General features: G+C 63.5%; 12 protein-coding genes. 6 read left to right on the top strand and 6 right to left on the bottom strand.

Annotated features, from left to right (window positions below; all coding sequences use genetic code 11):
* The first annotated feature begins 24 nt into the window (after positions 1-24).
* Genes ABEA18_RS00590 through ABEA18_RS00580 form a run of 3 tightly spaced genes read left to right on the top strand, consistent with a single transcriptional unit; the run spans position 25 to position 4,958 of the window.
* A complete protein-coding gene (locus ABEA18_RS00590; RefSeq protein ID WP_234753871.1) occupies positions 25-1,365 on the top strand; it encodes a glutamine synthetase family protein in 1,341 nt (446 codons plus the stop codon).
* A gap of 9 nt (positions 1,366-1,374) precedes the next feature.
* Positions 1,375-4,386, top strand: coding sequence for a bifunctional [glutamine synthetase] adenylyltransferase/[glutamine synthetase]-adenylyl-L-tyrosine phosphorylase (locus ABEA18_RS00585; RefSeq protein ID WP_345446832.1), 3,012 nt, complete (start codon positions 1,375-1,377; stop codon positions 4,384-4,386).
* Positions 4,387-4,436: 50 nt separating this feature from the next.
* Positions 4,437-4,958, top strand: coding sequence for a GNAT family N-acetyltransferase (locus ABEA18_RS00580; protein WP_345446829.1), 522 nt, complete (start codon positions 4,437-4,439; stop codon positions 4,956-4,958).
* Between the two features lie 7 nt (positions 4,959-4,965).
* On the opposite strand, the gene ABEA18_RS00575 is transcribed toward ABEA18_RS00580, so the two are convergent.
* Complete coding sequence (locus tag ABEA18_RS00575) at positions 4,966-5,226, bottom strand: hypothetical protein (RefSeq protein ID WP_345446826.1); 261 nt, start codon at positions 5,224-5,226, stop codon at positions 4,966-4,968.
* A gap of 219 nt (positions 5,227-5,445) precedes the next feature.
* Between ABEA18_RS00575 and ABEA18_RS00570 the strand changes: the two genes are divergently transcribed.
* Positions 5,446-5,610: a DUF2207 domain-containing protein gene (locus ABEA18_RS00570; RefSeq protein WP_148667595.1), complete on the top strand. Its 165-nt coding sequence runs from the start codon at positions 5,446-5,448 to the stop codon at positions 5,608-5,610.
* A 169-nt stretch (positions 5,611-5,779) separates the two neighbouring features.
* On the opposite strand, the gene glnA is transcribed toward ABEA18_RS00570, so the two are convergent.
* Positions 5,780-7,204, bottom strand: coding sequence for a type I glutamate--ammonia ligase (gene glnA, locus ABEA18_RS00565; protein WP_234753877.1), 1,425 nt, complete (start codon positions 7,202-7,204; stop codon positions 5,780-5,782).
* Between the two features lie 319 nt (positions 7,205-7,523).
* Here glnA and ABEA18_RS00560 point away from each other — a divergent pair, with 319 nt between their 5' ends.
* A complete protein-coding gene (locus tag ABEA18_RS00560; RefSeq protein ID WP_345446823.1) occupies positions 7,524-7,961 on the top strand; it encodes an RDD family protein in 438 nt (145 codons plus the stop codon).
* 65 nt (positions 7,962-8,026) lie between these two features.
* Here the strand turns inward: ABEA18_RS00560 and ABEA18_RS00555 are convergent, their stop codons facing one another.
* The 3 genes from ABEA18_RS00555 to lipB form a co-directional block, all read right to left on the bottom strand.
* Positions 8,027-8,791, bottom strand: coding sequence for a DUF4191 domain-containing protein (locus ABEA18_RS00555; RefSeq protein ID WP_236816957.1), 765 nt, complete (start codon positions 8,789-8,791; stop codon positions 8,027-8,029).
* An 89-nt stretch (positions 8,792-8,880) separates the two neighbouring features.
* Entirely contained in the window at positions 8,881-9,900 is a 1,020-nt protein-coding gene (gene lipA / locus ABEA18_RS00550; RefSeq protein WP_345446818.1) for a lipoyl synthase, read from the bottom strand.
* A complete protein-coding gene (gene lipB, locus ABEA18_RS00545) occupies positions 9,897-10,565 on the bottom strand; it encodes a lipoyl(octanoyl) transferase LipB (RefSeq protein WP_345446815.1) in 669 nt (222 codons plus the stop codon). Before lipB ends, lipA begins: the two co-directional genes overlap by 4 nt.
* A 192-nt stretch (positions 10,566-10,757) precedes the next feature.
* Between lipB and ABEA18_RS00540 the strand changes: the two genes are divergently transcribed.
* A complete protein-coding gene (locus ABEA18_RS00540) occupies positions 10,758-12,332 on the top strand; it encodes a serine/threonine-protein kinase (RefSeq protein ID WP_345446813.1) in 1,575 nt (524 codons plus the stop codon).
* Positions 12,333-12,336: 4 nt separating this feature from the next.
* Here the strand turns inward: ABEA18_RS00540 and ABEA18_RS00535 are convergent, their stop codons facing one another.
* Positions 12,337-13,236 carry a TIGR01777 family oxidoreductase gene (locus ABEA18_RS00535; protein ID WP_345446811.1) on the bottom strand — a complete coding sequence of 300 codons (900 nt, stop codon included), beginning with the start codon at positions 13,234-13,236 and terminating at the stop codon, positions 12,337-12,339.
* Positions 13,237-13,248: the final 12 nt, after the last annotated feature.

The raw sequence follows: 13,248 nt of genomic DNA, 5'->3' as shown, positions 1-13,248 counted from the left end.
ACGTTGACCCGGAAATGAGGCCCCATGGACCGCCAGCAAGAGTTCGTTCTGCGAACTATCGAAGAGCGTGATGTGCGCTTCGTACGCTTGTGGTTTACCGACGTCGTCGGTTCCCTGAAATCGGTGGCACTTGCGCCGGCAGAAGTGGAAGGCGCCTTCGAAGAAGGCCTGGGTTTCGATGGCTCGGCGATCGAGGGCCTCGCCAGGGTGTTCGAATCCGACATGCTGGCCCAGCCGGACCCCTCCACGTTCCAGATCCTCCCGTGGCGCGGTGAAACCGAGCAGACCTCCAGGATGTTCTGCGACATCCTGACCCCCGACGGCGAGCCGTCGGCCGCCGATCCGCGCAACGTGCTCAAGCGCACCCTCGCCAAGGCCGCTGACATGGGTTTCACTTGCTACACCCATCCTGAAATCGAGTTCTACCTCCTTAAGTCCCAGGACCTCGACGCCAACGGCGTTCCTGTTCCGGTTGACGAGGGCGGCTACTTCGATCACGTGCCCGGCGGCGTGGCACAGGACTTCCGTCGCACGGCCGTCACCATGCTTGAATCCGTGGGGATCTCCGTGGAGTTCAGCCACCACGAAGGCGGACCCGGCCAGAACGAGATTGATCTCCGGTACGCGGACGCGCTCCAGACGGCTGACAACATCATGACCTTCCGCACGGTCATCAAGGAAGTGGCCCTGCAGCAGGGCACCTACGCCACGTTCATGCCAAAGCCCTTCACCGACCACCCGGGTTCAGGCATGCACACGCACTTCTCGCTGTTCGAGGGCGACACCAATGCCTTCTACGAGGCCGGCGCGGAATTCCAGTTGTCCAAGACCGCGCGCCAGTTCATTGCCGGTATCCTGCACCACGCGCCGGAATTCACCGCAGTCACCAACCAGTTCGTCAATTCGTACAAGCGCCTCTGGGGCGGCGGCGAAGCGCCGAGCTATCTGAGCTGGGGCCACAACAACCGCTCCGCCCTGGTTCGTGTGCCGCTCTACAAGCCGGGCAAGGGCCAGTCCGCGCGGATCGAATACCGCGGGATTGACTCCGCCACCAACCCGTACCTCGCCTACGCCGTGTTGCTGGGTGCCGGGCTCAAGGGCATCGAGGAGGGTTACGACCTTCCGGCCGCCGCGGAAGACGATGTTTGGTCGCTGACCACGGCCGAGCGCAAGGCGATGGGTCACACTCCGCTGCCGGCAAGCCTCCACGATGCCATCCGCGCCATGGAGGATTCGGAACTCGTAGCGGACATACTCGGCGAACAGGTCTTTGACCACTTCCTGCGCAACAAGCGTGCGGAATGGCAGGACTACCGGCTCCAAGTCACGCCTTACGAGCTCAAGCGCAATCTCGGCATTCTCTAGGTTGTGAGTGTGAGCCTGGCCCGCCGGCTCATCTCGGCCGGTTTCAGCGATCTCGAAAAGGGTGAACGGTTCCTTGCCGCGCGTGAACTCGACGGCATCGACCAGGAGACGATCTTTGCCGGCCTGCACCTGAGCGCCAACCCGGACACCGCGCTCCAGTCGCTCGTCCGTTTGATTGAGAAGCATCCCTCACTCAGGCAGCTCGCGGGGGAGCACCCGGATCGCAGCGAGCCCCTTTACCGCTTGCTGGGGGCCTCCGAGGCCTTGGGGGAGTTCCTGATCAGGCATCCGGAACACCTGGACGTCTTTGATGTTCGCGTCAGCCCGGAGCCCTTGTCCGCCGACCCACGTGAGCTTCGGACGAAGCTGCTCCGCTCGGTCAAGGCTGATCCCAACTCTCCCCGGCCCGTTGCCGCGATGACGGGGGCCAGTGCCTACGCCGCCCTCCGGACGGCTTACCGGCGCGGGCTGACCGAACTGGCCATTAAGGATCTCTGCGCCGCCAGCCCCCAGGACTTCATGCCCGCCGTCGGCGCCGAACTGGCCGACCTCGCCGGTGCGGCGATAGAAGCAGCCCTGGCGGTTGCCAGGGCCGAAGCCGCGGCGGCTTTCGATGCCGACGATATTGCAGGCGTCGGGCTGGCCGTCATCGGCATGGGCAAATGCGGTGCCCGCGAGCTGAATTACATTTCCGACGTCGACGTCATCTACGTGATCGAGGCGCCGAACCTCGAGGACGCCGAGGCCGCAACAATCGGCACGGCCTTGGCCGCCGGGATATCCCGTGCCATTTCGTCCACGGGGACCGAACCCGGGCTGTGGGAGGTTGACGCGAACTTGCGGCCCGAGGGCAAATCGGGTCCCCTCGTCAGGACGTTGCCCTCGCACTTGAGCTACTACGCGAAGTGGGCTGAAAGCTGGGAGTTCCAGGCACTCCTCAAGGCGCGGACCATCGCGGGAGACACGGACCTGGGTTTGCGTTACGAGCAGGCCGTCCAACCGCTTGTGTGGGCTTCGGCCGGCCGGGAAGGATTCGTGGAATCGGTGCAGGCGATGCGCCGCAGGGTCACGAACAACATCGCTCCGGCGGAAGAACAGCGCCAGATCAAACTCGGTCCCGGTGGCCTGCGCGATGTCGAGTTCACGGTGCAGCTCCTGCAGCTCGTCCACGGAAAGTCCGATGAAACGCTCCGTTGCCGGGACACGACGTCGGCGATATCCGCGCTGTCCGCGGGTGGCTACATTGGCCGGGTGGACGCCGCTGCCTTCGACGCCGCCTACCGCTATTTGCGGGTTCTTGAGCACCGCATCCAGTTGTTCCAGATGCGCCGTACCCACCTCATGCCTACGAGCCAGGAGTCCTTGCGCTTCCTCGCGAAGGCCGTCCTGGGGCCCTTTTCAACGGGCAGGCCGCATCCGGACGCCCTGATCGAAACCTGGCAGAAGACCAAGCGGTCCGTTCGCGAACTGCACGATCGGATCTTCTACCGGCCGCTACTCAACACTGCCGCGAAGCTGAGCACCGAAGACGCCCGGCTCACTCCGGAGGCCGCCCAAGGCCGGCTCGCAGCACTCGGCTACCGCGACCCGCAGGGCGCCATGCGCCACATCGAGGCCCTCACGGCAGGGGTCAGCCGCCGCGCCGCGCTGCAGCGGCAACTGCTTCCCATCCTTCTCGGCTGGCTCGCCGAAGGTGTAGACCCCGATACCGGACTGCTCGCCTTCCGCCGCGTCAGCGAAGCCCTCGGAACGACCCATTGGTATCTCGGGATGCTCCGGGACTCGCAAGCGGCGGCCGAGCGGCTTTGCCACGTGCTCTCCAACTCGCGGTTGATCGCCGATCTCCTGGAGGTTTCCCCGGAATCCGTTGCGTGGCTTGGTGCCGACAAGGAACTCATGCCGCTTAGCTTCGACGCGCAGTGGCAGGAAATCCAGTCCAAGATGTCGCGCCACGCCGATCCCGCGAACGCGATGCGGCTCATCCGGCTCATCCGGCGCCGGGAAATCCTCCGGATCGCCATCGCAGACAGCTCAGGCCTCCTGGAACAAGACGCAGTGGGCGCGGCATTGGCCGATGCCGACCGAGCCGCGGTTCTGGGCGCCTTGCACGTCGCCGAGGCCATCATGGCTTCCGATGGGCCCCTCAAGACGCAGGTGCTGGTGGTCGCCATGGGCAGGCAAGGCGGACGCGAGATCGGCTACGGCTCCGACGCCGACGTCATGTACGTCCATCGCGCTCTTCCCGGGGCGAGTGAATCCGAAGCCCAGCAACAAGCACTTGCCATCGTGGGGCACATTTCCACCTTGCTGACCCAACCCCTCAAACCGGCCATCCAGGCGGAGCGGGTCCTTAGTGTCGACGCCGATCTGCGTCCCGAGGGGAAGAACGGGGCCATGGTCCGTTCCCTCGAGTCATATGCGGAATACTACCGGCGATGGTCCCTCATCTGGGAAGCGCAAGCGCTGTTGCGGGCACAACCAATGGCCGGAAACGACGAATTGGCCGCGGAATTCCTCCGGCTCATCAACCCGATCCGTTACCCGGAATCGCTCGCCGAGACCGATCTGCGGGAGATCCGACGCGTCAAGGCACGGGTTGAGTCAGAACGGCTCCCGAGAGGCGCCGATCCGGCCAGGCACGTAAAGCTCGGACGGGGCGGACTCAGCGACGTCGAATGGCTGGTGCAGCTGCTCCAGCTCCAACACGCAGGGAAGCATCCGCAACTCCGGACCACTTCCACCCTGCAGGCCCTCGATGCGATTGAGTCGTTGGGCTTGATCGCCAAGGGTGACATCGCGTTGCTTCGCGAAGCCTGGCGGCTCGCGAGCCGTATCCGCTCGGCGAACGTGATCTGCACCGGGCGTGCTTCCGATGTCCTCCCTGCCTCCCGCAGGGACCTGGAGGCCGTTGCCAGATGGTGTGGTTACCCTCCAGGGCAAGCCGCCGCGTTCGAAGAAGACTATCTGCGCCTGAGCCGGCGGACCCGGGCCGTGTTTGAGAAGGACTTCTACGGCCAGTGAGCTCCTGCTTGAGCCGCCCCGCGGAGTGCGGGGACGGCTAAGCTCGAAGGATGCTGGAAACCGTGTGGCTCATTCCCTTGAAGGATCTCGACGACGATGCCCGCGCCATCACACTCGGCGATGTCGCCGACATGGAATTGGCCGCGGGGCAGGACGACTTCGTCGGGGACCCGTTCAAGATGATGCTCATGGGCCTCGAAGACGAAAGCCGCCTGCCGTACGTGATCGAAGCGGCCGGTGCCGCCGTCGGTGTCTTCACCTTGCAGGCCGGTGCCGCAACCCTGGCTGGATGGGACGACGACGATTCCGCGTGGCTCTTGCGTGGGTTCCTGATCGACCAGACGCGCCAGGGGAGGGGCCTGGGCTCCCTGTCGGCTGCCGCTGCTGCCCGGGAAGCGCAGAAGCTGACAGCGAGGCTGGGTGGTGGGCAGGCCGGCGTCGTGCTCTCCGTCAACGAACGCAATCCCGCAGCCAAGGCTGCGTACGCAAAAGCGGGTTTTGTCGAGACAGGCCGGTACTTGGGTGGTTCGGCCGGTCCGCAATGGACGATGTACCGGGGTTTCGGCGACTAGGCCCTATCTAGGACTCAACGAGAGTCAGGATTGTTTCCGGGCGCACGCCGTCGAATTTCATCGCTTCGGCAGCAGCTTCGGACTCCAGCATTCGCTGGAACGTCTCCATGTCCGGGACTTCGACGATCAAACCAACACGGTTGGTTTTTTCCGGGTCGACGAACGTTCGAACAGTGAAGCCCGCGGGTCCGAAGAGTTCTTCCCGTTTGGGTGAGCTGAGCCAGTGCTCAACGTCGTCGACCTCATGGAAGATCATCAAGGTTGTCATCGTATGCCTCCGCTTTGAGTAGTTGCGTCAGGAGCCGGAAGGGATGAGGACTCTCTTGAGCATCCTGATCACGCTGAACGTACCACGACGTCCACTCCGGCGATAGGTTTCCGTGATCGCGGATTGGAATAATAAGCATGCTTACAGTAAGGTTGCTGAGGTTTGCACAGCGATAAAGGCAATCATCAGAATGTTTACGACTGAAACGGAAGGTACATCATGAATGTCATCCTCGGAATCGTCGCGGTCATCGCGATCCTTTTCTTTATCATTGGCGGAACTGTCAAGGCCCTGGGATTCCTTCTTTGGATCGCCCCGATACTGATCGTCTTGGCGATTATCGTCTTCCTCTTTAGGTTGATTAGCGGGCGCCGGCGGGTGTAGGGAAAATTGGGGGTCCGGGCCCGGCGATCCGGGGCCTTTACCAAGGACGGCTGTGTCTTAGCGGACACAGCCGTTCTTGTTTTTGCGGGCCCGAGTCCGGGGACGTTAAAAGGAAAAGGGCCACAGTTCACAAAATGAACTGTGGCCCTTCATGCCTCGTGCGGTGTTGCTAGACGCCGTAGTAAAGCTCGAACTCGTAGGGGTTCGGGCGCAGCGACAGCGGACGGATCTCGTACTCGTACTTGTACTCGATCCAGGTGTCGATCAGGTCCTGGGTGAAGACGCCGCCGGCCTGCAGGAACTCGTTGTCCTCGCGCAGTGCCTCGAGGGCTTCCTCAAGGGAGCCCGGAGCCTTGGGGATGTCCTTGGCTTCCTCGGCGGGCAGTTCGTACAGGTCCTTGTCGATCGGAGCCGGGGGCTCGATGCGGTTGCGGATGCCGTCGATGCCAGCCATGAGCTGGGCGGAGAACGCCAGGTACGGGTTGGACGCGGCGTCCGGAGCGCGGAACTCGATGCGCTTGGCCTTCGGGTTGGAGCCCGTGATCGGGATACGGATACCGGCGGAGCGGTTGCCCTGCGAGTACACCATGTTGACCGGAGCTTCGAAACCCTTGACCAGGCGGCGGTAGGAGTTGACCGTCGGGTTGGTGAAGGCGAGCACAGCAGAGGAGTGCTTCAGCAGGCCGCCGATGTACCAGCGTGCGGTGTCGGACAGGCCGGCGTAACCCTTCTCGTCGTAGAACAGCGGGTCGCCGTTGCTCCAGAGGGACTGGTGGCAGTGCATGCCTGAGCCGTTGTCACCGAAAATCGGCTTCGGCATGAAGGTTACGGACTTGCCGTATTCCCACGCGGTGTTCTTGATGACGTACTTGAACTTCTGCAGGTCGTCGGCAGCGTGCACCAGGGTGGTGAACTTGTAGTTGATCTCAGCCTGGCCTGCGGCGCCGACCTCGTGGTGCGAGCGCTCGACTTCGAGGCCTGCTTCGTCCAGGGCGAGGCACATGGCGTCGCGGAGGTCAGCCTGGTGGTCAACCGGGGATACCGGGAAGTAACCGCCCTTGAAGGGGGTCTTGTAACCGAGGTTTCCGCCTTCTTCTTCGCGGCTAGTGTTCCAAGGGGCTTCAATCGAGTCGACCTTGTAGAAGGAACCTTGGGGGGAGGATTCGAACTGGACGTTGTCGAAGACGTAGAACTCAGCTTCGGGAGCAAAGAATGCCGTGTCCGCAATGCCGGTGGAGGCCAGGTACGCTTCGGCCTTTTCGGCAACGCCGCGAGGGTCGCGGTGGTACGGGTCTCCCGTGCGCGGGTTCACGATGGAGAAGTTCAGTGCAAGGGTCTTCTCGATGCGGAAGGCGTCGATGAAGGCCGTGGTGACGTCCGGGATGAGCTGCATGTCGGACTCGGCGATGCCCTGGAAACCGCGGATGGAAGATCCGTCAAAGAGCTGGCCGTTGACAAAGAAGTCAGCGTCAACGCTCTTGGCCGGCACATTGAAGTGCTGCTGGACGCCCGGAAGATCGGTGAAGCGGATATCGACGAATTTAACATCTTCGTCTTTGATGAACTTGAGGACTTCGTCCGCAGTCTTGAACATCTATGCTCCTAACGCATAACAGGTAACAGGCCCCTCGGGCCGTCTGGTCCAGCGCAAACCGAAAGCAGGGAAACAAAAAAGTATCCCTGATGCGGCGGCTAGCAACTTCTCCAACCATAGGGAAATGGGATTTCCCCGGAGTGTCGGTATTGTTTCGAGCAGGTTACAGAACTGCCTGCCGTGTAAACGCTACTGGTCTACTGCAGTGCCAGTCTATGTCTTACGCCTGTGTGTCTGTTTCCTTGTGAACACAGCTGACATCCCATCGGCGAAACCTCTCGCCGTCGGGCGTGCGATGGTGAAGCCGTAAGCTTGAAGCGTGGTTGATCGTAAAGATATTGGTTCATGGCTCACAGGGCCGGACACGTCCGGAATCTCCAAGTACCCGGGAGCACGGCTCGGCCTGCCGGAGTCCGGCCCCGGCTCGATGGCCCGGGCCGGCCGTCGCATCCTGGCAATCTGCATTGACTGGGTCATTGCCCTGGTGATCAGCAACTTTGCCTTCGGCGGCAACCAGTGGGCGACGCTTGCTGTGTTTGCCGTGGAGCAGATCCTTCTCATCGGCACGCTGGGCTATAGCATCGGACACCGGGTTGCCGGCATCCACGTAATACGGCTCGGGGGAGCACAGGCAGGACCCCTGGCTGCATTGGTCAGGACGATCCTCTTGTGCCTGGTGATTCCCGCGGTTGTTTTCGATCCCGACCAGCGCGGACTCCATGACAGGGCCATGAACACAATCCTCATCCGGATGTAACTTTCTACGCAGACAAAAAGCCGCCCGCTCCCGGAGATTCCAGGAACGGGCGGCTTTCGTGTTGGTTAGCGTCCGCGTGCGGCCTTGCGGTCAGGCCGTGCCTTGTAGGGGTCGATGCCCTTGGGGATCGGCAGGCGGTTGCCTAGCGAAGAGATCCGCTTGCTGACAGCACCGACCTCAACCTTGGTGAGCTCGTTCTTGTATTTGTTCATGGTCTTTGCGATCTGGCTGATGGGCACCTGGCCTTCGCCACGGCCGCTTTCGATCACGTGAATGGTGACGTTCGGCAGGATACGTGCGAGCTTCTTGCGCTCGGCGTCAACCAAGGGCTTGACGCGGTGCGACGGTCCTTCGCTGACCAGCACGACGCCGGGACGGCCGATGGCGCGGAAGACTGCGTCCTGGGTGCGCGGGTTGACGGCGACCGGCTGATCCTCGGTGATCCAGCCGCGGCGCAGCGTCCCCAAAGCCGCACCGGAAGCTCCGGGCTGGTTCTCAATCTGCGCGAAGGCCGCACGTTCCGCGCGGCGCGACAGGATGAAGACAGCGGCCAGCAGGCCCAAGGGGATGCCGATGATCAGGCCTGTGACCCAGTTGTTCAGGAGGAGCCCGACGACGAGGCTGACAGCTATGACGCCAAGGAACGCCAGAAGCATGAGCCACACGACGATGGGGTCATTGCGGCGGGTCATCTTGAAGACCTCGCCGATCTGCTTCAGCTGGCTCGGCTTCTTGGCCTTGGCTTCCTTGGGCTTGCGGGAAAACAAGCCGCGTTTGGGAGCGTCGGCAGCCGATGTTGTCGAGTTGCTGGGATCAGGGGATTTCGCCATAGTGCCTTAATTCTACGTGATTTATGCCAAAGGACCGGACGCCGGATTTGTCCGGGGTCCGGTCCTTTGACCGTGCTTTAGCCGACGTGCTATGCGTGGTGTGCGAGGAGGGTGCGGGCTTCCTGGCGGGTGGTGCCGGAGTCCTGGATGCCTTCGGCGATGTGGGCGAGGTGGGCGGGGATTTCGCGGCCTTTTTTGCGCATCGCGGTGGCCCAGAGGCGTCCGGCGCGGTAGGAGGAGCGGACCAGGGGGCCGGACATGACGCCGAGGAAGCCGATTTCCTCGGCTTCGGTGGCGAGGTCGACGAATTCCTGGGGTTTGACCCAGCGGTCCACGGGCAGGTGCCGTTCGGAGGGGCGCAGGTACTGGGTGATGGTGATCAGGTCGCAGCCCGCGGCGTGCAGGTCGGCCAGGGCTTCGGAGATCTCTTCGCGGGTTTCGCCCATGCCCAGGATCAGGTTGGATTTGGTGACCATCCCGTGGGCCCGGCCCTGGGTGATGACGTCCAGGGAGCGGTCGTAGCGGAACGCGGGGCGGATGCGCTTGAAGATCCGGGGCACGGTTTCGACGTTGTGCGCGAAGACCTCGGGGGCGGAGTCGCAGATCGCTTGGATGTGTTCGGGTTTGCCGGAGAAGTCGGGGATGAGCAGTTCGACGCCGGTGCCGGGGTTCAGTTCGTGGATCTTGCGGACGGTTTCGGCGTAGAGCCAGACGCCTTCGTCTTCCAGGTCATCGCGGGCGACGCCGGTGACGGTGGCGTAGCGCAGGGCCATGGCCTTGACGGAGCGGGCGACCTTGGTGGGTTCGAACATGTCCACGGGGGAGGGTTTGCCGGTGTCGATCTGGCAGAAGTCGCAGCGGCGGGTGCATTCGGAGCCGCCGATCAGGAAGGTCGCTTCCTTGTCTTCCCAGCACTCGAAGATGTTCGGGCAGCCGGCTTCCTCGCAGACGGTGTGCAGGCCTTCTTTTTTCACGAGGTTCTTCAGGCCCACGAATTCAGGGCCCATCTGGACCTTGGCCTTGATCCACTCGGGCTTGCGTTCGACCGGGACGGCTTTGTTGCGCTGTTCAACGCGCAGCAGCTTACGGCCTTCAGGTGCCAGGGTCACTGGAGTGCTCCTTCGGGGCTGGATACGAGTGCTTCTTCGTGCTTGCGGAACTCTTCGATGAAGCGCTCGGCAATGTCGGCCGGGTTGATGGTCTTGCCGGTCTCAATGGACATGGTGGTGACGCTGGCGTCGGTGATGCCGCACGCGATGATCTGCGCGTAGGGAGCGAGATCGTTGCTGCAGTTGATGGCCACGCCGTGCATGGTGACGCCGTCGAGGACACGGATGCCGATTGCCGCAATCTTGCGGTCCGGGCCCTTGTGGTCGGCGAGGACCCAGACTCCGGCCCGGCCCTTGACCCGCGTGGCTTTGATCCCGTAGTCCTCCATGATCGCGATCATGACGGCTTCGAGCCGCTCCACGTAGTCACGGATCCCGGCGCGGTTCTTCAGCTTGAGGATGGGGTAGGCAATGAGCTGTCCCGGTCCGTGCCAGGTCAATTTGCCGCCACGGTCCACCGGCACCACGGGCGTTCCGTCAAACGGGCGCTCGTGGTCCTCCGTGAGCTTGCCGGCCGTGTACACCGCGGCATGTTCAAGGAGCAGGACGGTGCTCGGTTTCTCGCCGGCAACAACCTTGTTGTGGAGTTCGCGCTGGATATCCCAGCCCTGCATGTAGTCAACGAAATCCGGGGCAAGACCCAGCTGTGAAAACTCAAGAGTCATGGGGACAAGCTTAGACCCCGCTGGACGCACGCCATGATTTTGTGGCCAAGCTCTCAGTCGTACTCGGCCTGCTTGCGGGGCCGCGGCCCCCTGGCCTGTGGATAACTTCTGCGGCAATCCGCGATTTCCGGTATTTGTTGAGGCATTGAGACTTTTTCGCCCGGCGAGAGTGGTCGGGACCATAAAGGGGACATGCCTTCCCAGAGGATCGAACCTTCCGAACCTTTAATCCCAGGCTTTGTTCCGGTCCGTGAACTGGGGCGCGGCGGGAGCGCCACGGTGTGGCTCGCAGCGGAGCAGCGGTCGCAGAGCAATTTCGCCGTGAAATGCCTTGGCCGGAGCCCGGCGACGGTGGATCCAGGGGAGGACAGGTCATCCGTGCTCCGCGAGGTACGGCTTCTGTCCAGGCTGGACCATGAGCACCTCGTCAACGTCCACGGCGTCGTCGAGTTGGCAGGGTCCTTCGACGGCGGCTTGGGCGTGGTCATGGACTACGCCCCCGGAGGATCCCTCGGGCAGTTGGTGTCCAGCAGGGGGCGTCTTGGCGTGGGTGAGACGGTGACTATCCTGACGCCGCTCGCGCAAGCGTTGGCCTATCTGCATCGCCAAGGCATGACACATTCCGATGTTTCGCCCGGCAATGTGCTCTTCACTGCCCAAGGGAAACCGCTCCTGTCGGACATGGGCATTTCCCGCGTGGTGGGGGACGCCTCCGGGGTCCCGGAGTCCGGAACTCCCGGATTCGTGGATCCCGATCCGGTTGTCCGGGGGAGCGTAGAACTCCAGCCGCAGCGGGATACCTACGCCCTCGCTGCCCTTGGCTGGTATTGCCTCACCGGTTCCGCTCCGGACACTGCGGCACGCCGGCCGCCCCTGACACTACTGGTACCCGCGGTCCCCACCGCCCTGGCCGTTGCCATCGAGGCCGGGCTTCATCCGGATGGACAACAGCGGCCGTCCGCGGCCGAATTGGGTGTCGCGGTCTACCGGAGCGCCGCGCCGGAAGCCGTGGACCTTTCGGCTTCGGTGCATGCGGCAGTTATTCCGGAACTGATGACCCGGCGTCGGGCTTCCGGTTCTCGCTCAAAGCAAGCCCGCATCGCGGCGCTTTTCAGCTTCCGCCGTCCGGGAGTGGGACGCAGACACAGGCGGGCGGTTGCGCCGCTTTCCGTACGACGGCGGGCGGCGTCCGTTGTGCTCGCCGTCGGGATAATGGTGGGCTCCGGATCAGTAGCCGCGGTGTGGTTGGCCGGCGCAGCGTGGTGGACTGGCGATCGGGGACCGGGAGCCGGGGCCCCCGCTTCGGCGCCTGAGACCGTCCACGATGAAGTCCCAGCGGCGGCTGAGGTTCCTGCGGGGGCATGGGGCCGGATCCGATCCCCAAAGCCAGAGGAAGCCATCAGGGGACTTTCGGCGATCCGGGACACGGCGTTGAGTTCCGGCAAGTTCGAACTCCTGGACCACGTCAATGTGCAGGGCTCGGCGGCCGCCGCCTCGGATGGGAAGCTCAGGGACGAATTGATCGGCGCCAGCTTGGTTCTCGCCGGCTTTTCCACGACCTTGACCGGCGTGAGCATGGAGAGCCCTTCCGGCCCGCACCGGGCAACAGTTAGTGTCACGGTGGAAACGTCCGCCTATGAAGAACGGGACGCCTCAGGGAAGGTAGTCGGAGCGCGTCCCCGCGGAGCACCACAGGAACTCAGGGTGGTTCTCCTGCGTAGCGGGGACGCGTGGAGGATCACGGAGATCCTGGCCAAGCTGTCTTAGGCGATCACTTGCCGCCGCTTGCCACCCATCGGGCGGCGTCCACCAGCGCGGGGTGCTGCCAGGCAAAGCCTGAGTCCATCAGCCGTGCCGGCTCCATGCGCTGGTTGGCAAGGACAAGTTCCTCTGCCAGATGGCTGCCGAGGGCAAGACGCAGCGCGGGGGCAGGTACACGTAGGAACGCCGGCCTGTGCAGGGCCGCCGCCAGTTGAGCGACGATGGCGTTGACGTCGGCGCTTTCCGGGGCGCACACATTGACGGGACCTTCGAGCGAAGAGTTGAGCAGGTATTCGAAGGCTGACACTACGTCCACGAGGGAAATCCACGGCCAATATTGCCGGCCGTTTCCGAGCGGTCCGCCCACGCCCATCTTCAACAACGGAAGGAGCGGCCCCAACGCTCCGCCGTCAGGGCTGAGGACCACGCCGGTACGCGGCGTCACCACTCTTACGCCGGCAGGTGCCGTGTGGGCGGCGGCCTCCCAATCGACGCATAGGCCGGCCAGCATGCCTTTGCCTGGTCCCGAGTCCTCCCGGAGCAGGCCGGCGCGGGATGAGCCGTAGTAGCCGGAGGCCGACTGGCTCAGGAACGTTCCGGGCGGAGTTCCCAGCCGTCCCATGGCCGCCGCGAGCGTTTTTGTTGTCCGCAAGCGTGAGTCGATGATGTCCCGCACGCGTGCTTTGGTCCAGCGGCGCTCCCCGATGCCTGCCCCGGAGAGGTTGACCACCGCGTCCATACCGTCGAGTACCGCCTCATCCAATTGGCCCGCGGCCGGATCCCAATATGCCTCGCCGGCTCCCGCGGGCGCACGGCGGACGAGCCGGACGACGTCGTGCCCACTGCCGAGGAGATGCGCGGAGAGCGCGGTTCCGATGAATCCTGAAGCACCCGAGATCACGATTCGCATGCCCCATCTCAT

Origin of the sequence: Arthrobacter gyeryongensis (genome assembly GCF_039543785.1) — a bacterium.
In the GTDB taxonomy this organism is placed as follows: Bacteria; Actinomycetota; Actinomycetes; order Actinomycetales; family Micrococcaceae; genus Arthrobacter; species Arthrobacter gyeryongensis.
The sequence above is the reverse complement of the archived record's forward strand: the minus strand, read 5'-3'. Positions and strand labels throughout refer to the sequence as shown.